This is a genomic window from Dyella sp. (genome assembly GCF_051954575.1).
Classification (GTDB): domain Bacteria; phylum Pseudomonadota; class Gammaproteobacteria; order Xanthomonadales; family Rhodanobacteraceae; genus Dyella_B.
In genome coordinates this window covers 84485-105528 of the sequence record NZ_JBQCHP010000013.1, presented here as the reverse complement: position 1 = coordinate 105528, position 21044 = coordinate 84485, and the positions used below count along the sequence as shown (strand labels likewise).

The following is a 21044-nucleotide window of genomic DNA, read 5'->3' as shown; positions in this document are numbered from 1 at the left end:
CGCCGGCAATCATGCCGTACCGCGTAAACGAGGGAATCCTTGCGTGCATGACGTCTTCTCCCATGAAGACCACAATGTATGGGTGCTTATCCTATCTCTAGACGCTTCGGCCTTCCGGCATATCAAACCGTGAAACCCGATGCTTGTTGCGTGGCAAGTCGAGGCATCCTAGGCAGGACGGTATAAAGAACCGATGAAAGGAACGTTTTCGATTCACCATCCAACCTGTCCCGCTTTTGCTTGTGTAGGACAGCTCGAGAAAATCTACTTCATTATCCGGGCGATCGTGCGGCTATCGCCACTGACCTGACCCACGGCGCTTTTGCCTTTACGCGGTCACTTCGATAGGGATGCCGTCGGGCATGGCGATCACTGCCTCATAAAAACCATCACCGGTCATCCGCGGCGGTGAAAGTAGCAGGCCGTCCGCCCGGCATCGTTCGGCCAGGCGATCCACCGCTTCGGCATTGCCGAGCGATACGGCAATGTGATCCCAGCCAACATGGTCTGCAGCCGGTGCTGTCTCGATCCATGGCCCCGTCATCAATTCGATCTTGGCGCCGCCGCCGGCCAGCGTGATAAAGCGCGAAACGAAACCGGGACGACGCTGGCTGTAGTAGGCCTCCCCTACTTCAGCACCGAAATAGTCCCGCCAGAAAATCGCCGCGGCTTCCATATCGCGCGTCCATAGCGCCGTGTGGGCAATGTGCATGAACGTCTCCTCAGGCGGAACGAGGGGTGGCCAGGCGCGCGCACGCAGGTACGGCGCACAGCAATATGGCCAGCAGGCCAAAGGCGACTGGGAGCCCCATTCCCCTGGCAACGAAGCCAACCCCGGCAGGCCCCAGCAGAATGCCGGCGTATCCGGTGGTGGTGATGGCTGCGACCGCAAGCGGGGCCGGCATCACGCGTTGCGCGCCGGCTTGCCGAAACAGCACGGGCACAACATTCGATGCGCCCAGACCGATGAACAGAAAGCCCGCCATGGCAATGAAGGGCACCGGCATCAGCAGCAGCATCATGAATCCAAAAATGGTGAGCATGCCGCCCCAGGTCAGCGCGGCGCGATCGCCGATGCGTGCTGTGATCGCATCCCCGCTCAAGCGGCCAACCGTCATTGCCGAGGCAAACAACGTATAGCCAAGACCGCCTTGTGCCTTGCTCGCCAACGCCTTGTCGGTGATGAGGAGCGCGCTCCAATCGAGAATCGCTCCTTCGGCAAGAAATGTGATCGCCGCCAAGCCGGCCAGCACCAGCACCATCCCGCGCGGCATCACAAAGAGCGGCCCTTCCTCGGCATGTGTCGCGCGAAGCAATCGAGGCCACGCCGTCACGGTGGCAAGCACAAGCAATACGGAACACAGCAAGCTGCTCGCGAAGGCGCTCAGATGCAATGAAAGCAGCAGCGTCATCAGCGTTGCTCCTGCGAAACCTCCCACGCTGAACAGTGCGTGGAAGCCTGACATCAAGGGACGATTCGCGACACGCTCGACCTCTACCGCATGAACATTCATCGCCACATCCAGCGATCCCAGCGCTGCGCCGAAGGCTAGCAACGCAAGTCCCAATGTCCACGGCGAATTGGCGAGCGAGAGCAGCGGAAGGATCAAGGCCAGGCCGAGGCCGCCAACGATGATGACAGGCTTGCTGCCGAAGCGAGCACTAAGCACACCCGTCAGCGGCATCGCGATTACCGAGCCCACGCCAAGGCACAACAGAAGAAGACCGAGCTGGCCATCGTCGGCGCCCAGGCGCTGCTTGGCGAAAGGCACCAGCGGCGCCCAGCTGGCGATACCAAAACCTGCGGCCAGGAAAGCCAGGCGCGTAGCAAGCCGCGTCTCCGGCCTGTCGGCGGAAATCATGATGGTGTTGCTCCGTGGCGAAGAAGATCAGGTAAGGCGTTTAGCCTTGAGTACTTTGGTGCCCGTCCTGGCCAGTGTTCTGCATGTCGTCGATGGCAGGTCGCTATCGACAACAAAGCAGTCGATGGCGTCAACGCTGGCCACGCGATGCGGCGCGGTGGCGACGAACTTGTCCGTGGTGGCCAGCACCGTGGTGTGCTGGCTCGCTGCCAGCAATACACGCTTGAACGCGGCGTCCGAAGGGTTCAGCGCATAGGCGCTTCCCTTGTTCGATACCGAGCAGGCTCCAAGGAAACACCGGTTGATGCTCATGTCCGATACGGCGGAGATGGCCGTCGCATCGATGGAGCCGCCCACGACAGGATCGACGCTGCCCCCAACCATGATCAGTTTCAGATCGGGCCTGCGCAGGACGGCCGCCGCGATGTCGATGGAGTTGGTGGCGACCGTAAGATCGAAGTCCTCCGGAAGAAAGTCGACCATGGAAAGATTGGTACTTCCGCTATCCAGAAACACCAGCTCGTGTGCCGCAATCGTCGACGCAGCCAGTTGGCCCAGGGCGGCCTTCTGTTTCCGCGCTTCGCCGATGCGCGCCGCCATCGGGCGGTCAGCAGGCGAAAGCGGCAATGCTCCACCATAGACACGTCGACACTTTCCTTCCGCCGCGAGCGCGCGTAAATCCCTACGGATGGCGTCTTCCGACACATCGAATTCGATAGCCAAGTCGTTGGCCACGACCGCCTGGCCGCTGGCAAGCCGATCGGCGATGAGGTCGCGCCGAGCAAGGGGGAGATCAGGCTTCATGCTTGAGCGCCATAGGGCTGAATGACGCAATGCCCTGAGAGAAGGGTCGATTCATGCGCATAGCCTACCGTGCACAAACAAGAATGTAAACATGCATAAACGTGCACGGTTCGGAGCGCAGTCAGCTTGCCCCGTCCGCTTCGAAGCCAGCGGCACTGCGTACACACATCGTCGAACATTCCGTCATCCAAACACGCTCTTGGCGGCGACCCGTCATCACCGATATCGAACAACCATGTTGCTGAGGTAAATCACATCTCGAATGCGGCAAATGCAAATGAATAAACATCAAGCAGCCCAGCCGATTTCGCAATTGCGCGCAGCCTTGGGGCCTTCCCAGTATCGGCAGCTGGCCGGCACGTGGTGCCTCAGTGCCGCACGAACGCTCCAGTTCGCTCAATCGAGAGGGTTTTCCGTATGGATCTGCACCATTCGAACGTTGCCCGGCATCGCACTCTTCCCGCTCCCCGTCCTGCGCTTGCAAGCAAGCCAAAGTTTCGAGCCCTACCCGCGCTGATCCTGGCGGCCGGCTTGTCGCTGCTCCCGACGATCGGCAGGTCGCAGCTGGCAAATCCCACTTATGGCTGGAACCTCGGCAATACGCTGGAAGCCACCTGGTCGGGTGCGGTGATGCCCACGCAGACGCTGATCAACAACGTCGCGGCCGCTGGCTTCAACACGATTCGCATTCCCTGCGCGTGGGACCACAACGCCGATCCGAATACGCATGTGATCAACGCGTCCTACATGGCGACCGTCACCCAGGTCGTGAAATGGGCCCAGGCGGCCAACCTCACCGTCATCATCAATGACCATTGGGATGGCGGCTGGTTCGAGGATTCGAACTTCAACAGCTACGACCCGAACATCAACGCGAAACTGGTTTCCTACTGGACGCAGATCGCGAACAACTTCAGAGGCTACAACTCCAAACTGCTGTTTGCCGTCGCCAACGAACCGAACGTTACCTCGCAGGCGCAGACCTCGGTGTTGTTGCAGTACTACCAGAACTTCATCAATGCCGTTCGTTCCACCGGCGGCAACAACAGCACGCGCTGGCTGGTGCTGCAGGGGCCTGGCGGCAGCAATATCGACGACACCAACAGCTGGGTGACGTCGCTGCCCTCCGATCCGGCAAAGCATCTGGTATTGGAAGTGCACTACTACTCGCCTTATCAATATGCGCTGATGACAGCCGACGCGAGCTGGGGATCGATGTGGTATTTCTGGGGGAAGGGTTACCATTCCTCCACGATGACGACGCGCAATGCGACGTCATCCACCGAGGAATCCTACGTGACGTCGGAGCTGCAGAAGATGAGCTCCCAATTCACCAGCAAAGGCATTCCTGTGCTGCTGGGTGAATTCGGCGCCATTCGCCGCACCGGCACCGCAGGGCTGACGGGCACCAACCTCAACTTGCACCTCGCATCGCGGACGTATTTCGACAAATACGTTGTCGGCCAGGCCAACAGCCTGAGCATTCGCCCGGTGTACTGGGACGATGCCGACAACGGCAGCGGCAACAATGCATTCGGGATTTTCAATCGTTCCACCGGCGTGCTGACCCGTCCCGATGACGCTCGCGCCTTGACCGGTGGTGCCGCGCTGCCGCCTCCGGGTGGCTAGTTTCAGAAAAGCTGATGCTGGTAGAAAGCGTCGAAAGTTTTGCGGTCGTTGAAGGGGAATCGTTTTTATGAAGTACACGCTTTCATTCGGCTTAAGGCGTCCCTCGGCCGTGACGCTTGTGTCCATAGCCGTTGCATTCGTCGCGTGGGGAAACACAGGTTATGCAAATCCCCCTGCCCGACCTGCAACGGCAGCATACAAGGCGGGTGACGACGCAAGTTCGAACAGCGGATTACCGGCCCTGCCTACCAGCGGCCTGCCGAAACCTTCGGGGGCCGCAGGAGGTCTGCGGGTTCTCGATTGGGCAGGACTCAAATCCGCCGTGAGTTATACCTTTGACGACGGCACGCAGGCGCCCTACTACCAGCAGCTTCATGCGACTGGCGTGCGCGTCACCTTCTTCGTCAACTTGAACGCCAGCCCCGTCAGCACGTGGACCCAGGCGGCGCGGGACGGAAACGAACTGGCCAATCACACCGCCCATCACTGCTTTGCTAATGGCAAAAGTTGCGTGGGGACTTACGCTGGCAGCCTGGAAGCCGAGTACGACCTGTGCACCGCTTACATCAAGACGGCCTTTGGCGTGAGCGACGTCTGGACCACGGCTTCGCCATATGGGGACACCGGATGGGACAACCTCGCCAAGACGCGTTTCTTCCTCAATCGCGGGGTATGGCCGGGAAGGATTGCGCCAAACGACAACGCCGATCCCTACAATCTGCCGATCTATGGTGTGCCGGACGGGGCGAGCGCCGGCATGATCGACGCGCAAATCGACGCAGCGCGAGCGGCCGGTACATGGCAGATATTCCTGATGCACTTGCTTGATGACCGCGGCGTAAAGGCCTCGGAAGTGGTCGCGAGCATCCATCACGCTAAATCATTGGGTGATGTCTGGATCGATAGCATGGTGAACATCGGCGCCTATTGGGCCGGGCAAAAAGCCCTGGCGAACGCCACGAGCACACAATCGGGCACCGATACCATCGTCAAGTGGACATTGCCCGCCCATTTTCCGACGGGAAAATATGTGCGCGTGACGGTGACCGGGGGCACGCTGAAACAGGGAGGCCGGGTTCTGTCGTGGAACGGCGGCGGCTATTACGAAGTCGCGCTCGATCCCGGATCATTGACCATCTCGCCAAACGCCATGCAACGGTGACGATTTACGCCTGCCACACCGCATACCCGTCCTCGCGCAATCCGATCGCCAGTTCCACTTCCATCTCCCGTGCCGCCTCGTATGGCATCGGGTTGAAGCACTCGTAGAGCTCCGGCATCAGACGCAGTCCATACTCCCGCACAAATCGATTCGCTTTCAGTCCCGCCTTGTGTTTGTCAAAGCGCACGTCCGGTGACTGCCCTGTCATGCCTACATAAACGCAAGGCTTGTTGCCGAGGTAATGAGGATTTGCTTTCACGAAGCGCGCTTCGGCCAGCACTTGCCGTGAGAGCTCGATGACATAGACGTGATGGTGGTGACGTGGCATTGAAGAAGTCTTGTAGCCAAGAAGCAGGCTGTGAGCATGGGTCGTAGCGCCCGGGCGCCTCTTCGACCTCTGCGGTCGACTTTAGCGCAAGGTTGGCCACTCTTCCGCTGCGTGCAATGTGTCGAGACAAAACGCAGCAATCTTCGTCGCGCGCTGGGCGCCTGATCAGGCGAGCACACAAACAATCCCAGGTGTCACAAAACTTCAGAAAACCCTTCCCCAGTTGAGCCAGCGGAAGGCTCTGCGCAATTCCGCCTCGGCGTTCTGCGAGTAGCAGCGCCCATGGGCCAAAACGATTTGTTGCGGACGCCACGCCAGCATACGGGCCAGGCAAAAACGCGCATCGGCCCGGTAAAACGTTACGCGCCAATCCAGCGGGGTCTTGCCGTCTGGATCCAGCACCCCACCGAGTCGCCCTATCCAACGCAGGAGCATGGGCAGTTTGGCGACTTCGAAGTTTTCGATCAGGTCGGCCAGGATCAAGGTACGGCTGGCGCAATGGAAGAACACAAACTCTTCCATCACCGAGCTACCGCGAAAGCGTAGTTGATCCAGATCCTCTGCCCAGGCAGTAGGAGGATCGTCATGCAGGTCGGCATCGAAAGCGATCTCGGCACCTTGCTTTGCGGCCCGTTCGCGGACGCCTGGGGAAGCCCACGCTACGGCATGCGGGTATCGCCGTTTCCATGCGGCGATATGCGTGTAGTGCAGCTTGTTGGGTGACACCAGGTGCTCGACGGGGCCGAGTTGATCGAGCGCTGCAAACAGGCCGGCCTCCGGCGCTGTGGGCGAATGGCACCACAGGCCACCATTGGAAAGCTGGACCACGGTCATGCGAGTAGGAAAGCGCACACCCAGACCGAACGGGGCGTCCAGACTCACCGACGGTCCATCCACCGTCCAGATGCCCGGCGCCAGCGGCTTGAGCGTGTTCAATGGGAGATAGAGCGTTTTGTCAGCCATGATAAATGTCCCTGCAGGCCTGTTCCATCCAGCGTGGCTCAACCCAAGGGAAACTTGGCTCGGATGGCGGTGCCGACGGCATCTTCCACGGCCTCTTGAATGCCCTGTTGCGCAGCGACGGTAGCGGTGCCACCCAGCGAGCCCACCAGCCGATCAGCGCGGTGGACCAGGCAATTCCAGGAGATCCAATGCTCGACCTCGGAATAGGCCACTTCCAAATGAAGCTGGCCGATCGTCGCGTTGAATCGCGCCATGTCATATCCCCCCGCTTCTCATACGCTTCACCGCACTTCGAAAGCCACCTCTCATCGGCAGCGAGCGTGATGTGGTTGTCATTGATCAACTCGCGCCATATCAATCGCCGATCAACCGATAACCGATACCGGACTCCGTAAGAATCAGGCGCGGCGTGCTGGGATCTTGTTCGATCTTCTGCCGCAGCTGGCCGATATAGACGCGCACGAATTGGGTATCCGTGACGGTCGCGCCCCAGCCGGCCGCGAGCAATTGTTTGTGCGTCACCACCTGCCCCGCATGCTGTGCAAGCGTGCGCAAGAGATCGTATTCCTTGCGCGTGAGTTTGACGGGTTGACCTGACACGGCAACGCTGCGCTGGACGTAGTCGATATGCAGGCCGCCAACCGAGAAGGTGGTTTGTCCCGCCTGCCTGCGTTGGCGGTAGCGCAAGGCGGCGCGAACGCGCGCTTGCAGCTCACCCATCTGGAACGGCTTGATGACGTAGTCGTCCGCGCCCATGTCGAGTGCGGCGATGCGCTCGGTCTCGTCGTGACGTGCGGACAGCACGATGATCGGCGCGACGGTCCAACTCCGCAGAGAGGCAATCACGTCCTTGCCATCCATGTCGGGCAAGCCGAGGTCGAGCAAGATCACATCAGGAATGGCGTGCGCGACCTGGCTCAGTGCATCCGTGCCGGTACCAGCCAGCGACACCTGATAGCCCGCGGCTGCCAGCGACGGCCTAAGTACGCGCTGGATCGACGGCTCGTCGTCGACCACCAGGATGCTGGGTGCGGCGTCGATCATTCCGTGGTCTCCAGCGCAGGATGGGCCGGCAGACGAATGTCGATCCGCGTACCGTGCTCGTCGGCGATCGGGCTCACCGCCTGGACGGTGCCTCCGAACGATTCGATCAACCCGCGCGTCACCGACAGGCCGAGCCCTACGCCGGATGCACGGCGCCGATCGCTGCGCCCGCTGAAGAACTTGTCGAATACGCGGTCGATGTCACCCGCGGGTATGCCAGGCCCTTCGTCTTCGATGCTGAGGACGACGTGCTCGCCGTTGGTGCCGACGTTCACGGTGATCAGCGAATCGGATGGCGCATGCTCGATGGCATTCTCGATCACATTCACCAAGGCTTGCTCGATCAGCACCGGGTCGACGTAAATACGCTGGCCTGCACTATCGAAAGCGCGCGCCAGGCGATGCTCGCCGAGCTGGCGTTCGAGATGCCTCAACGACGAGGCCATCGCCTCGCCCGGATCGATCAGCGCGCAGTTCAATTGCAGGGCGCCCGACTCCAGGCGAGTCATCTCAAGCAGATTGAGCACGTAGCGATTCAACCGTTCGGACTGATCCTGGATCGTGCTGAGCAGATCCAGGCGTGTGGCCGCATCGAAACTTTCGTCGTGTTCCTGCAGCGAGCTGGCCGACGCCAGAATGGTGGCGATCGGCGTTCGCAGGTCATGCGAAAGCGACGAAAGCAGCGCCGTGCGCAAACCTTCCTTTTCCGCAACGACGCGCGTATCGGTAATCTCCGCCATCAGCCTGGCTCGATCGATCGCCACAGCGCCCAGTTCGAGCAAGGTCTGGATCCAGTGCTGGCCAGGCCGCACCACCGCCTCATCGGGCAACGGCCAGATGACGACGCCGCCGAGCACGCGATCGCCGGTTTGCAAGCGCAGCCGTTTGCGTGTGGCGCCGACGTCATCGGCCCAGTCGGTGCCCAGGAAGTTCACGTCGCCCTGCACGATGCAGTTGGCAGGAAGATCGGGCGAGCGGGCGCATTCCAGCAACTGGCCTGCGTTGGCGATCCATATCGAGGCCCGGCATCCGGCGCTCTCCAGATGCGATAACAGACGCTGCGCCACCGCCGCGGGATCGATCGCGCCCGACAAGTCGCGACTCGCCTCGAACAACGACGTGATGCTGCGCAAGCCGAGTTTTGCCTCTCGCGCGCGATCGCTCAGGCGCCCGGCAAGCCCGCCGACCAGCAAGGCGCCAATCAGAAAGGTGGTGAATGCGAGCACGTCCGCCGGCGCGATATGCAGCGCGAAACGCGGCGTGACAAGGAAAAAATTATAGGAAAGGAAGGCCAGCAGCGCGGCGAACAGCGCGGGCCACATGCCGTGCCGCACGCCCACATAAAGAATGGCGATCAGGAACAGTAGCGACAGATTGCGCGCTTCCAGCCGTTCCACCCAGATCAAGGCGATCACGGTCGGCACGAGCACCGTCAAGAAGGCCGCGACAAAATCGCGGATACCCGGCCTGGGAGGCGCCACCACGTCCAGCCATGGCGTGGCTTCCCTAGCCATTGGCAGGCGCGCACGGTCGCGATGAGCGAGGGAAAATCATGCGGGAAACGAGGTGTTGCTCGAATACCATGCGACCTACGTTGGACCAAATACCAGGGGGCGTCAACTTACGGACAAGCCTTGCTGGGCGCCATTATAAAATCCTTACACTGTCCACCTTTTCCTCACGTCATTACAGTGGCCGGGCGCTGTACGCACGCCACGTGATGTTCAGAGGGGGAACCCAAATGTATCGACCCAAGCCCGCGAGCCATGATGAAAATGGCACGATCAAGGCGCGTGACGCACAGCGCAGCCATCAAGCCATGCGGATTTGAACATGGCACGAGCATCATCGATCTGTGCCGCACACATGGATCCAGACGAATATTTAGGCCTTATGCTCCGGACCATGAGGCAGGATGCAACCTACTCCTCGCAGCGCCAGGCCTGGATAACGCCTATGTTGAACGCCAGGCTGTTTTTCCATGAGCAACTGGACGAATGCCCGGCCGGATTTCGCTCGCTAGAGGACGCCGTGGAGGAAGGAATCCGGCGAGGCTTCTGGGAAATCGATACGACGACCGATGTGCTTTTGATGAAATAGCAGCGCGGGCGTTCGCATAACGGCCATGGCGGCGTCATGCAATTGCATGTGCACGATCTCGGTTGCCAACGTACGGCGTTACAAGAACGGAATCATACCCCGCGGTCAGCGTCGCGCCGGGCCGAAGGCCGCGTAGCCTGCGGCAGTGGATTGGCGTATCGCGCTGAACGCAAGCGCCGCGAACATCACCAACACAATACCCTGCGCGATCCCAAACGGTGGCTCCTTGAGTGTAGGAGCCATCGCATGCAACAAGGGAATCTTGCTGAACGCCTGGGGGAACGCCGCGATGCTCAATGCGGTATGCCCCGCCGTCAATACGTTTATCCAGCTCATCATCGCCTGCGCCACTCGCAAGGTGTCCAGATCAGCTTTTGACGAAGGCCAGCAGGTCTTCGTTGAGCACGTCCGCATGGGTGGTGAGCATGCCGTGAGGAAATCCCGGATAGACCTTCAAGCTTGCATGTTTCAACAACTTCGCCGATAGCAGCGCGGAGTTTTTATAGGGAACGATTTGATCATCATCGCCGTGCATGACCAGGGTTGGCACGGTGATCGACTGGAGGTCTTCGGTGAAATCCGTTTCCGAGAACGCTTTGATTCCGTCGTAGTGAGCCTTTGCGCTGCCGTTCATGCCCTGGCGCCACCAGTTTTCGATGACACCTTCCATAGGCTCCGCGCCTGATCGATTGAATCCGTAAAAAGGCCCTGCAGCGACATCGCGATAGAACTGAGCACGATTTGCGGCGAGTGCGTTTCTGAAGCCGTCGAATACTTCAATGGGAAGACCTTCCGGATTCGCTTGCGTCTTCAGCATGATGGGAGGGACGGCACCCACGAGTATCGCCTTGGCAACACGGTTCTTTCCATATCGGGCGACATACCGTGCAACCTCGCCTCCACCCGTCGAATGGCCGATATGCACCGCGTCGCGAAGATCCAGCGCTTCGGTCACCGCCGCGACGTCCGCCGCATAGTGGTCCATGTCATGACCATTGGAAACCTGAGCTGATCGACCGTGTCCTCTTCGGTCATGGGCGATGACCCGGTAACCATGCAGCACAAAAAACAGCATCTGGGCATCCCAGTCATCTCCACTGAGTGGCCATCCATGATGGAACACAATAGGTTGGCCACTTCCCCAATCCTTGTAGAAAATCTCGGTCCCATCCTTCGTCTTTATGTAGCTCATGGCGCATCTCCGTTGGGGGTGGGTTAAGGTCAGTCTTTCGATCAGGATGCAAAGCGTCCTAAGCAGGTTTTCGTGCAGATGATCACGTCAACGTTCATGAACCAACACGCTGGAAGCCATGGAAGCTTCAGTGGAAATGCCGCGTCGCTCGCGTCGCCACCGTCTCGGTGTACATCCCATTTCGCGGCGGAAAACCCTGGAGAAATGCGCTTGATCGGCGAAACCACAGGCCACGGCGATCCAACTCACCTGCTCATCGCTATCCAGCAACAGCTCTCTTGCACGCGCGAGCCGGACAGCGCGAACGTAAGCATGGGGAGGCATGCAGAAGCTAAGTCTGAACGCACGGAAGAAATAACTTGTACTCAGACGCGTCACGCTGGCCATCTCCTCCACGCGGATCGGTGCTTCGAGATTTGCACGAACGTGGTCGATGACCTTTTGCGCCTGCCACGGTGCCAGCCCGCGAACGGAACAGTCGAGATGATCCGGTTTGGCATGTGCCCGAACCGAGGCATCCGGCAAGAGCTCCAGTGCTCTTTGGATTTCCACCCTCGCAGCGTGCACATCACTGTCCAGAGCGCGGCATGCACGCAGCAGAAGTTGAGCAACCATCGGCGCGACATTCCCGGTTCCCGCTGACTCGCCCATGCCCTTTACTCTCCAGCGTTGGATTCGCCCTCGCGGAGCTGGACTATCGCGCGGATCGCGTTCGTGATCCATTGATCCGTCGACGGGCTTCGTTTCAACGCAAACGGAGGGGGACCAGACCGTTCGTTAGAAGGAGATGTCTACAAACGAATGAGCCCGCGCCGGCTGGCCACCGTGATGGCTTCCGTGCGGCTCAAGACCTGCAGCTTGCCGAAGATGCTGCGCAGGTGCGATTTGACGGTGGTTTCGCCGATGGCCAGTCGTACACCGATGTCTTTGTTGCTATGCCCTTGCGCCAGTAAGGTGAGAACCTCCAGCTCACGGCCCGTCAGTGCTTCGCCGCTGACACCTGCCGCAAGCTTCGCCACCAGCATCGGCGGAATTCGCGTTTCGCCGGCGTGGACGCACCGAATGCAATCGAGCAATTCTTCTCGCTGGGCGTCCTTGAGCATGTAGCCCTTCGCGCCGGCCATAACGGCCCTGGAAATGTCATGGTCGGTATCGAACGTGCTCAGGACAATGAGCAACGCAGCGGGATCCTGTCTACGAATAGCTTCGATAGCGCCGACTCCGTCGAGAATCGGCATGCGTAAATCGAGTAAGGCGACATCCGGACGGCATTCCATCCATCGATCGACGCATTCCCTGCCGTTGGTCGCTTCCGCTGCGACCACCATATCCGGTTGCCGTCCGATGATCGCCGCCAGGCCTTCTCGTACGGTGACGTGGTCGTCGGCGATCAGGACACGTATGGGAGCGGAACGGGGCTGGTTTGGTTGGGATATCGATGGTTCCATCACACCGCTTCCGATAGGCCGGCCGGAGCCGGAGGCAGCCAGATCGATATCTTGGCGCCGCTGCCGCTCGAGCTTCTCACGTCCATCTGTCCTCCCATGGCCCCTACTCTTTCGCGCATGCCCAATAGGCCATAGCCTTCGCTTGTTGCGGTCGGATCAAAGCCGTGGCCGTCATCGGCGAATTCAAGCCGAACGCCGGCGGAACTGAAGGTGATGGTCGCGGCCATGTGGGACGCTTGGGCGTGACGAAGGGTGTTGGTAAGCATTTCCTGCGTAATACGAAACAGGTTTTCTTCCCAGTGAGGCGGCAATGCGTGGGCGAAGCCTGCAACCTTGAAGTCGACATCAATTGCCGCACCCTCGGTCATTCTTGCGAACAGGCTGCGCAAGGCTTCTGTGAGCTCATTCTCTTCCAGCGGCCGGGGCCTGATGGCCCGAACCGAACGCCGCGCCTCGCTCAAGCTTTCGCGCGCCAAGGTTTTCGCTGCAACGATATGCCGCTCCGCTTCGTACCCAAGGCCGCGCCGGCTGGCGTCTTCCGCTGCCTCGAGCTGAACAATGACGCCGGTGAAGCCCTGGGCCAAGGTGTCGTGAATGTTGCGCGCAATGCGATTGCGCTCTTCCATGATCGCGGCATCGCGGCCTTGCTCCGACAACTCGGCCAATCGAAGCATAAGCATGGCCTGGTGCGTGAGGGCTTGGGCCAGTTCAACCTGTTCGTGCTGGAAGCTGCGCTTTTGCTTGAAGCGAAGCCCGATCGCGCCTTCCAGGCGCCCGGCCACCATCATGGGGATCAACAGAACGGTAACGATACCCAGGGGCAGCAATCGATCGCGCAAGGGAAACGGTGGAACGGTTCGTATGTCTTCAATGACGCTTGGTTCGCCCGAACGAAAAACCTCCGGCCATGGCCAGATATCCTCCATCGGAAGTGCGAGATCGAGCCCCGCAAATCTGGGGTCGGTCTTGGGTATGACGCGGTTGTCCTCGAAAGCGAATTGGATGGCTACCGTATTGTCGGCCATGCCGCGGCGCCAAACACTCGCGCTGTGCGCGCCAAACTGTTCCGTCAACGTACGCAGAATATGCGCAACCAGTTGATTGGGATCAGGCTCCATCACCAGCGCATCCAAGGCACTCTTGAGAGCGCTTACCTGGCCTCGGGCCAATTGTTCCGATGCCAGTAAAGCTTTCTCGGCGCGCTTGCGCGATTCGATGTCAATGTTGCAACCGTACCATTTGAGTACCCGCCCGGCACCGTCCAGCAGTGGGGCGTAACGGAAAAGAAACCAACGATACTCGCCATCGAAACGGCGTACTCGCGCTTCGAGTTCTCCTGGTGCCCCTCGTGTCAGTGAATCCCGCCATTGCAGCTCAAGGCTGGCGAAGTCGTCCGGATGGATGGTGGCAGTCCAACCCCATCCAAGCGCTTCGCCCAACGGGATTCCTGTGTACTCGCACCACTGTCTATTCAAAAATTCGACAGGCCCATCGGCGCTACCGAACCAGGCCAATCCCGGTATCGTGTCGATCGCAATACGAAAGCTGTTTTCCCAAGATTGAAGATCACCGGAAAGCGTCGCAGCCACGGGGCCCGGATCTTGCGGGGGCATAGGCCTCGTCACAGTGCGCGACCGCCTGCGCGTAGGAAAAATGTCGCCTTGAGGAGGTAATCGCAACAATGCCTTGGCGGCGCCACGATTCTTGATTGCTTTGCCATGTGTCACCCGCGCGAAACGTAAATGGTTGCCGGCCTGCAATCCGTAAATGGGGATGGTAGAGCCGGAACGCATCGATTGCACCTCAAAGTCGTTCTGCGCAGGCAAGGACGATAGTCCACTGCTCTGGACAGAACTTGAAGAAACCTATCCTGCGACCTTCCGGCCACTTAAGGATGCTCTGATCTATTCCGCGCACCCGACACCCAGCGTTGAACCTTCGGGTATCGCGCAAGGGCATTGATCGACAAATTCGCCATTCCCGATCAATCCATGCACGCGATCAACGTCTAAGTTCAGGCATAAGCCGCATGGATGCCGGCTGCTTCATTTGCTCCGCGCTTCCGCGGCGCCCCCATCGGCCCGTCGCGCCCCACCCTTCCCGCAGGATCATCGTCATGACATCTTATGCCGCCGTTCGTGATCCCGTTGCCGACCACCTTCTTACGCCGCAGAACGCGGCGGTGGTGATCATCGACTTCCAGCCGGTACAGGTGAGTTCCATCGCTTCGCGGGATAAGCGCCAGCTGGTGGCCAACATCACTGCGCTCGCGCGCATCGCGAAACTTTACCAACTACCGACCGTGCTCTCGTCAGTGAACGTAACCACGGGGCGCAACCAACCCACCATCCACCAGATCACTGACGTCTTGAACGACGCCCCGATTATCGACCGCACCTCCATCAATGCCTGGGAAGATCGCGACTTCGTATCCGCGGTGAATGCAACGGGCCGAAAAAAACTGATCATGGCGGCGCTCTGGACGGAAGTGTGCCTCGTCCATCCCGCGCTGGACGCGATCGCCAACGGCTTCGAGGTATATCCGGTGGTTGATGCTTGCGCAGGAACGTCACTCGAAGCCCACAACACCGCGCTCGACCGCCTCTTTCAGGCAGGCGGCAAGCCAACAACCTGGGTACAACTCATTTGCGAGCTTCAACGCGACTGGAATCGCGACGCCACCGTGCCTGGCTTTGCGGACATCCTTTTCGCCATCGAAGGGCATTGAGTTTGATTGTCACCCTATGGGTAACGAAAGAGCGAGCTCATATGAACAAGCTACTGATCCTTCCCCTGGCTGTCCTTGCCGCTGCAGCGTACGCGCAGCAAGCCGCCGCGCCGAGGTTCTCTGCCAATTATGCCAAGACACTCACCGAGCTCTCCGCCCTATCTCCCACGGGCGGTCCGGGCGGGTCCGGCAATGCCAAAGTGCAAGTCATCACTATTCTTGGAAATCCATCCCAATCCGGGCCTTATAGCCAGCTGCTACGAGTGGGCCGTCATGCATCCATTCCCGCCCACCACCATGCCGGAGACCGCGTCGCCACCGTGCTGTCCGGTACCTGGCATTTCGGTTATGGAACAACATTCGATGCGGGCAAGTTGAAAACCCTTCCTGCCGGCTCGGTCTACACGGAACCGGCAGATGCCCCGCATTTCGCGCAAACCGGTGATGAGCCGGTTACCGTGCTCATCACCGGCATCGGGCCAACGGACACGATTTATGAAAAACCCGTCGATGACCCCACCAAGAAGCACTGACACCGTTATCCATGCGACGCCCATGAGCAACGCCGTTCAAGTCGAGTTCGGCAAATCATTTCGTACCTTCTGTGGAGTCCAAATCATGACCCGCGCTCTTTTGGCAGCATGCCTGGCGTTCGCCTTTAGCCTTCCTGTTTCGGCGGCCGTCAAACCTTTCCCATCGACCTTCCAGGTGCGCGACATCCAGGCGAACGGCGCGACGATCCATGTCCGCATAGGCGGCAAGGGCCCTGCGGTGGTGCTACTTCACGGTTTTGGCGACACCGGCGATATGTGGGAGCCGCTTGCCGAAAACCTCGCTCGCGACCATACCGTTGTGGTGCCCGATCTACGTGGCCTGGGCCTCTCGTCACACCCTGCTGCGGGATACGAAAAGAAAAATCAGGCGGCGGATGTCCAGGGTATCTTGACGCAACTTGGCATCAACCATGCGGTGATCGTGGGACATGACATCGGCACGATGGTCGCCTACGCCTATGCCAAACGATACCCCGGCAATACCGATCGACTGGTGGTCATGGATGCCCCGGTGCCGGGCGTGCCGCCGTGGGATCAAATCGTGCGCTCTCCTGCGTTGTGGCACTTTGATCTTGGCGGGCCCGACATGGAACGCCTGGTGGCCGGCCGCGAGCGCATCTATTTGGACCGATTCTGGAACGACTTCGCTGGCGATCCGGCAAAAGTCGATGAAAGCACTCGGCAGCATTACGCCGAACTCTACGCCCGCCCCGGCACCATGCATGCCGCATTTGCCCAGTTCCGCTCCATCCGGCAAGACGCCGAGGACAACAAGGCAAGCTTGAGCCCAAAGCTGACCATGCCCGTGCTTGCTATCGGTGGTGCGAAGTCATTTGGCCCGAACGAGGCCATCGTCATGCGCAACGCGGCCGACCATGTTACGGGGCTGGTAGTGCCGAACGCCGGGCACTGGCTGATGGAGGAAGCGCCCGCGACCACGGTGGCTGCTGTGCGCAACTTCATCGATGGAAAACCCATTTCAAGCGAAGCAAATGAAACAGCCGCCAGCCATTGATATAGGGCGAAGAAATCACAGATTAAGAATTCACCGATAACGTGATCCGGAATTTTTATGCGCATTGATCTTCACGGCAAAACGGCCATCGTCACGGGCTCAACCGCTGGTATCGGCCTTGCCATCGCAAGCAGCCTGGCCCATGCAGGCGCCCATGTTGTCGTCACGGGGCGCACCCAGGCGCGCGTGGACACTGCCATCGCGACCATCAAGCAGGATGTGCCCAACGCGAAGTTGTTTGGCGTATCCGGTGATCTCGGCACGCATGAAGGTGCCCAGCAATTGATTTCGGAAGTGCCTGATGCGGATATTCTGGTGAACAACCTGGGTATTTTCGAACCAAAAGCTTTTTTCGATATTCCCGACGACGATTGGCTACGCTTCTTTGAGGTGAACGTCCTGAGCGGCATTCGCCTCGCTCGCCATTACGCACAAGGCATGTCCAAGCGTGGCTGGGGACGCATTCAATTCATTTCCAGTGAGTCGGGCGTTCAGATACCCGCCGAGATGGTTCATTACGGCACCACCAAGACCGCGCAGCTTGCCGTATCGCGCGGCCTGGCAGAAACGCTGGCCGGCACGGGAGTTACCGTCAACGCCATCTTGCCGGGACCGACGCGCTCGGAAGGTGTCGGCGATTTCTTCGGTAAAATCGCTGCCGAAAAGGGCATCGCGCAGGAAGAAGTCGAACGTGATTTCATTGCCACGCATCGCCCCACGTCGCTCATCAAGCGCTTGGCGACCGTAGAAGAAGTGGCCAACCTGAGCACATACCTCGCGTCAGAGCAGGCATCCGCCACCACCGGCGCGGCTGTACGTGTGGATGGAGGAGTGGTGCGTTCGATTGTTTGATTGTTTGCTTGGTGTCGAGGTGGGTTACGTCCTCTCGATCCTCGTCAAATCGCCCTTCCCTCCAGCCGGGCAGTGACGGCGTTTCATGCGTGGCCAGCTCTCTCCATCGCGCACAGTGGAGAGTTTCTGATCGTCATTCCCACGAAGGCCGGAATGACCGTGCGTTTTTTGTAGTGATCTGTAAGTGTGTTATCCGCGTTTTTGGGAAAGAACTTCGCCCGTAGTTGTCGAGGCGCTTCACCGCAATCGCCGCGCTGTCACGACGCCGCCAAGAAAGAAGCCCGCGGATAACCCACTGCGCCCGCCGGTCGCGCGCGCTGCGCCGGATGAGCAACGAACAAGCTTTCAATTCCCGGCATAGGCGGCAAGTTCGTCAGGAGTGCCGCGCGGAAACGCCTCCCTGAGATAGTCCAGGAACACCGAGACGCGTGCGCTGAGCAATCGGCGCGTGGGATAAAGCGCCCAGAGGGCAATCTCCGGCCCTTCCACATCGCCCCAGTGCGCCAATGTTCCCGCGGCCAGATCGGGGCTGACCAACGACAGCGGCAGGCGCGCGGCACCGACACCCATGCGAACCGCATCGCGCACCATGACGAGCGATGACAGGCTGAGCATGGGCTTGGCCGCCATGATCGACGGCCCCGAAGGTGTCATTACCGTCCAGGTTTCGGCTTGCTGCATGGCGCCGCGGGTGACGGCCTGCACCGGCTCGCCATCGCTGGGGCGCGGAAGGCTCGGGCTCGCCACCACCACCAGCCGGTCACGCAGCAAGATACGCCCCACAAGCGTTGCATCGGGCTCGGGATTGACGCGGATGACCAGGTCGTACGCTTCTTCGATCATGTCCACGGCTCGGTCTTCCGCGGTGATCTCCAACCGCACCTGCGGATAGCGGAGCGCAAAACCTGCCGCCAGTTTTCCCATCGCGGTTTGCGAAAAAAGCAGCGGCGCGCTGATTCGCAATCGACCGCGCGCAGTCTGTCCCCCAGAGGCGATCGCCGCGGCCGTTTCCTCCAGCTCGGTCAGCAAGAGACCCGCGCGCTCGAACAGGGCACGCCCCTCTTCCGTCAGCTTTAGCGATCGCGCCCCTCGTTCGAACAGTCGCAAATCAAGGCTCGCCTCCAGTTCGGCCACGCGCCGGGACAGGGTCGCTTTTGGGCGACCGGCTTCGCGGGCGGCTTTGCCAAACCCGCCGTGACGGGCCACCAGATTGAAATCGGCGAGCGCGAGCAGATCCATGTGTTCCACCCATGAGACGAAGCGTCCCATTTTACCGGCTATGCGTAAGAATTTGGATCAATAACATGGCGGGTGTGTTCTCAACCCACCCGGAGTAAATGTCATGACTATCCTCGTTACTGGTGCCACCGGCCGCGTCGGCCGCCATGTCGTCGACCAGCTCGTCAAGCGCGGCGCCGCAGTGCGCGTGCTCACCCGCGACCCGTCGAAAGCGCAATTCCCTGCCGGCGTCGAGGTGGTCCAAGGCGACCTGCTCGATATCGACGCCCTGCGCGCCGCCTTCGATGGCGTGCGCACCTTGTTCCTGCTCAATGCCGTCACCGGCGATGAATTCACCCAGGCGATCATCACCCTCAACGTTGCCCGCGAGGCGGGCGTCGAGCGGGTCGTCTATCTATCGGTGATCCACGCCGACCGCTTCGCGAACGTGCCGCACTTCGCGGTGAAGTCCGGCGCCGAGCGGATGCTCGAACAGATGGGCTTCAGCGCCACCATCCTGCGCCCGAGCTACTTCATCGACAACGAGCACATGATCAAGGATGTGGTGCTCAACCATGGCGTCTATCCGATGCCGATCGGCAGCAAAGGTGTGGCGATGGTCGATGCACGCGACATCGCCGAAGTCGCAGCGATCGAACTGATCCGTCGCGATCAAGGCCCCGCCACATTACCGGTTGAAACGATCAACCTGGTCGGTCCCGACACGTTGACGGGTTCGGATGTGGCGGGGATCTGGTCGGATGTGCTCGGACGTCCGGTGGTGTATGGCGGTGATGATCCCGCTGGCTTCGAGCAGAACATGGCCAGCTTCATGCCGAAGTGGATGGCTTATGAGATGCGCCTGATGGCCGAGCGTTACGTCAGCGACGGCATGCTTCCCGAAGCGGGCGATGTCGAACGCCTGACCATGATGCTGGGCCGGCCGTTGCATTCCTATCGCGGCTTTGTCGGCGAAATCACGACCGCGGCCTGAGGTCATGTGATGGGTCTTCGCGCCCCAATCAAGGTCGGCGCCATGCGATTGCCCCATCGGCTCGCATGGCGTCGACCTGGGATTATTGGCGATTACCGTCACGCGCCGTCAATCGAATACCGCCATCGCGTCGACATTGAACGCCGCGTCACACATTGCGGCGACATGGTTAAGGCAACACTGACCAAGTATCGCCGTCGTCATGATGTCTGGAAGGCTCGCAGGGTGCGCTGCGTGGCGCCGGGAAGACTGGCCGTCTTGCCAAGTCGCGCGGCGCAGCATGCGGGCCTTCCAGACATCACCCCTCATTCAAATTCAACCTGGGGGGCAGCCCTGTCTGTCCACATGCCGCAGGTACCCGTCTCGACGATGCGCCAGTCTGCCTTCGTCGACGGCCCTGTGGCCTGCGAACAGACAGGCCTGGTGACGACGGCGATACTTGATCAGTGTTGCCTTAAAAGCCGCCCTCGCTGACGGGTAGCTCCCAAAATTCGCCTACCAGTCCCACCTTCGTGAAAATCGTACTTGCTTCGCGCACCGACCACTTGTGCCAGTCCGGGTCAGCATGGCGCGCGTACCACTCTTTTCCCAAATCCATCACCTGGAAGATGGGCACGACCGCTCCTTGTGAAATGCCATGACGTTCGCTCCATGCCCGGACATCGTCGGGATGGTGAAAGGAAAGCACGTTCGCACAGAAATGATGGACGTTATCCCAGGCCGCACGAGGCGGTGTGGCGAAGTGCACCCATAGATCCTTCTCCACTACGTCACCGCCCGCGACATGGATGTCGATATCCTCGCGTTCACCGCCGATCCGCGTGTGGATCGTGGCCTCTCCGCCGGCGAGCGTGGCGATGCCGCACGCGCACCACATACAAGGCGCCCACCATCCACGATCGCCCGCCTCGACCCAGGTGGCCGAGGGCGATACGGAAAATGGATGGATGACCCAGGGTTCGCAGACATGCGGATGGAGCACCAGGCCATGGTTATCGGCGAGTCGGCGTAGCGCGTTTTCGATGACCTCGACGGAAACCGCCATGCGCTCGGCCAAGGCCGAATTGGACGGAACCTTTCCCGCAGACAGAAGGCCGCTTACCAATTGATGGTGCACGGACGTATCGAGGTCATCGGTCACAGAGCAATGT

The 21044-nt window shown here is 60.1% G+C and carries 23 protein-coding genes; 8 read left to right on the top strand and 15 right to left on the bottom strand.

From position 1 onward, the window contains the following. Nucleotides 1-328 precede the first annotated feature (328 nt). From ACTHNE_RS01840 to ACTHNE_RS01830, 3 genes are read right to left on the bottom strand one after another with little or no spacing between them, the layout of a single operon-like run. Nucleotides 329-712: a VOC family protein gene (locus tag ACTHNE_RS01840; protein WP_324944205.1), complete on the bottom strand. Its 384-nt coding sequence runs from the start codon at nucleotides 710-712 to the stop codon at nucleotides 329-331. A 10-nt stretch (nucleotides 713-722) separates the two neighbouring features. Further along, on the bottom strand, nucleotides 723-1862 hold the full coding sequence (locus ACTHNE_RS01835) for an MFS transporter (protein ID WP_324944208.1): 1140 nt from the start codon (nucleotides 1860-1862) through the stop codon (nucleotides 723-725). Nucleotides 1863-1889: 27 nt separating this feature from the next. Next, nucleotides 1890-2666, bottom strand: a complete 777-nt coding sequence (locus tag ACTHNE_RS01830) for a DeoR/GlpR family DNA-binding transcription regulator (protein ID WP_324944211.1) — start codon at nucleotides 2664-2666, stop codon at nucleotides 1890-1892. Nucleotides 2667-3197: 531 nt separating this feature from the next. On the opposite strand from ACTHNE_RS01830, the gene ACTHNE_RS01825 reads away from it, so the two are divergent. Both ACTHNE_RS01825 and ACTHNE_RS01820 read left to right on the top strand, forming a co-directional pair. Continuing rightward, a complete protein-coding gene (locus ACTHNE_RS01825) occupies nucleotides 3198-4295 on the top strand; it encodes a glycoside hydrolase family 5 protein (protein ID WP_324944214.1) in 1098 nt (365 codons plus the stop codon). A 322-nt stretch (nucleotides 4296-4617) separates the two neighbouring features. Continuing rightward, nucleotides 4618-5457, top strand: coding sequence for a polysaccharide deacetylase family protein (locus ACTHNE_RS01820; protein WP_324944217.1), 840 nt, complete (start codon nucleotides 4618-4620; stop codon nucleotides 5455-5457). Nucleotides 5458-5461: 4 nt separating this feature from the next. On the opposite strand, the gene ACTHNE_RS01815 is transcribed toward ACTHNE_RS01820, so the two are convergent. From ACTHNE_RS01815 to ACTHNE_RS01795, 5 genes are all read right to left on the bottom strand, one after another. Further along, nucleotides 5462-5785, bottom strand: coding sequence for a hypothetical protein (locus ACTHNE_RS01815; protein WP_324944220.1), 324 nt, complete (start codon nucleotides 5783-5785; stop codon nucleotides 5462-5464). A gap of 204 nt (nucleotides 5786-5989) precedes the next feature. Next, the gene (locus ACTHNE_RS01810; RefSeq protein ID WP_324944223.1) at nucleotides 5990-6721 is read right to left on the bottom strand and encodes a DUF4336 domain-containing protein; all 732 of its coding nucleotides are present in this window, start codon (nucleotides 6719-6721) and stop codon (nucleotides 5990-5992) included. A gap of 65 nt (nucleotides 6722-6786) precedes the next feature. Next, nucleotides 6787-7002 (bottom strand): hypothetical protein, encoded by a 216-nt coding sequence (locus tag ACTHNE_RS01805; RefSeq protein ID WP_324944226.1) that lies wholly within the window; start codon nucleotides 7000-7002, stop codon nucleotides 6787-6789. Nucleotides 7003-7102: 100 nt separating this feature from the next. Then, a complete protein-coding gene (locus tag ACTHNE_RS01800; RefSeq protein WP_324944229.1) occupies nucleotides 7103-7792 on the bottom strand; it encodes a response regulator transcription factor in 690 nt (229 codons plus the stop codon). Next, nucleotides 7789-9306, bottom strand: coding sequence for an ATP-binding protein (locus ACTHNE_RS01795; protein ID WP_324944233.1), 1518 nt, complete (start codon nucleotides 9304-9306; stop codon nucleotides 7789-7791). Before ACTHNE_RS01795 ends, ACTHNE_RS01800 begins: the two co-directional genes overlap by 4 nt. 352 nt (nucleotides 9307-9658) lie before the next feature. Here ACTHNE_RS01795 and ACTHNE_RS01790 point away from each other — a divergent pair, with 352 nt between their 5' ends. Continuing rightward, nucleotides 9659-9892 carry a hypothetical protein gene (locus ACTHNE_RS01790; protein ID WP_440268427.1) on the top strand — a complete coding sequence of 78 codons (234 nt, stop codon included), beginning with the start codon at nucleotides 9659-9661 and terminating at the stop codon, nucleotides 9890-9892. Between the two features lie 105 nt (nucleotides 9893-9997). Here the strand turns inward: ACTHNE_RS01790 and ACTHNE_RS01785 are convergent, their stop codons facing one another. The 5 genes from ACTHNE_RS01785 to ACTHNE_RS01765 all read right to left on the bottom strand — a co-directional run bounded on the left by ACTHNE_RS01785 (nucleotide 9998) and on the right by ACTHNE_RS01765 (nucleotide 14325). Next, complete coding sequence (locus tag ACTHNE_RS01785; RefSeq protein ID WP_324944236.1) at nucleotides 9998-10243, bottom strand: hypothetical protein; 246 nt, start codon at nucleotides 10241-10243, stop codon at nucleotides 9998-10000. Between the two features lie 16 nt (nucleotides 10244-10259). Further along, nucleotides 10260-11084: an alpha/beta fold hydrolase gene (locus tag ACTHNE_RS01780; RefSeq protein WP_440268426.1), complete on the bottom strand. Its 825-nt coding sequence runs from the start codon at nucleotides 11082-11084 to the stop codon at nucleotides 10260-10262. Between the two features lie 87 nt (nucleotides 11085-11171). Further along, the gene (locus ACTHNE_RS01775) at nucleotides 11172-11735 is read right to left on the bottom strand and encodes an AraC family transcriptional regulator (protein ID WP_324944242.1); all 564 of its coding nucleotides are present in this window, start codon (nucleotides 11733-11735) and stop codon (nucleotides 11172-11174) included. A gap of 140 nt (nucleotides 11736-11875) precedes the next feature. Further along, nucleotides 11876-12532 carry a response regulator transcription factor gene (locus tag ACTHNE_RS01770; protein ID WP_324944245.1) on the bottom strand — a complete coding sequence of 219 codons (657 nt, stop codon included), beginning with the start codon at nucleotides 12530-12532 and terminating at the stop codon, nucleotides 11876-11878. Continuing rightward, nucleotides 12532-14325, bottom strand: coding sequence for a sensor histidine kinase (locus tag ACTHNE_RS01765; protein WP_440268425.1), 1794 nt, complete (start codon nucleotides 14323-14325; stop codon nucleotides 12532-12534). The genes ACTHNE_RS01770 and ACTHNE_RS01765 overlap by 1 nt, the downstream gene beginning before the upstream one ends. A gap of 323 nt (nucleotides 14326-14648) precedes the next feature. On the opposite strand from ACTHNE_RS01765, the gene ACTHNE_RS01760 reads away from it, so the two are divergent. From ACTHNE_RS01760 to ACTHNE_RS01745, 4 genes are read left to right on the top strand one after another with little or no spacing between them, the layout of a single operon-like run. Continuing rightward, nucleotides 14649-15260 (top strand): hydrolase, encoded by a 612-nt coding sequence (locus ACTHNE_RS01760; RefSeq protein WP_440268424.1) that lies wholly within the window; start codon nucleotides 14649-14651, stop codon nucleotides 15258-15260. Nucleotides 15261-15301: 41 nt separating this feature from the next. Continuing rightward, nucleotides 15302-15793 (top strand): cupin domain-containing protein, encoded by a 492-nt coding sequence (locus tag ACTHNE_RS01755; protein WP_324944253.1) that lies wholly within the window; start codon nucleotides 15302-15304, stop codon nucleotides 15791-15793. A gap of 22 nt (nucleotides 15794-15815) precedes the next feature. Continuing rightward, nucleotides 15816-16829 (top strand): alpha/beta fold hydrolase, encoded by a 1014-nt coding sequence (locus ACTHNE_RS01750; protein ID WP_324944256.1) that lies wholly within the window; start codon nucleotides 15816-15818, stop codon nucleotides 16827-16829. Nucleotides 16830-16886: 57 nt separating this feature from the next. Continuing rightward, entirely contained in the window at nucleotides 16887-17681 is a 795-nt protein-coding gene (locus tag ACTHNE_RS01745; RefSeq protein ID WP_440268423.1) for an SDR family NAD(P)-dependent oxidoreductase, read from the top strand. 345 nt (nucleotides 17682-18026) lie between these two features. On the opposite strand, the gene ACTHNE_RS01740 is transcribed toward ACTHNE_RS01745, so the two are convergent. Continuing rightward, on the bottom strand, nucleotides 18027-18920 hold the full coding sequence (locus ACTHNE_RS01740; RefSeq protein WP_324944262.1) for a LysR family transcriptional regulator: 894 nt from the start codon (nucleotides 18918-18920) through the stop codon (nucleotides 18027-18029). Between the two features lie 103 nt (nucleotides 18921-19023). Between ACTHNE_RS01740 and ACTHNE_RS01735 the strand changes: the two genes are divergently transcribed. Beyond that, on the top strand, nucleotides 19024-19893 hold the full coding sequence (locus ACTHNE_RS01735) for an SDR family oxidoreductase (RefSeq protein WP_440268422.1): 870 nt from the start codon (nucleotides 19024-19026) through the stop codon (nucleotides 19891-19893). Nucleotides 19894-20347: 454 nt separating this feature from the next. Here ACTHNE_RS01735 and merB read toward each other — a convergent pair whose 3' ends face one another. Further along, nucleotides 20348-21034 carry an organomercurial lyase gene (merB, locus tag ACTHNE_RS01730; protein WP_440268421.1) on the bottom strand — a complete coding sequence of 229 codons (687 nt, stop codon included), beginning with the start codon at nucleotides 21032-21034 and terminating at the stop codon, nucleotides 20348-20350. Nucleotides 21035-21044 lie beyond the last annotated feature (10 nt).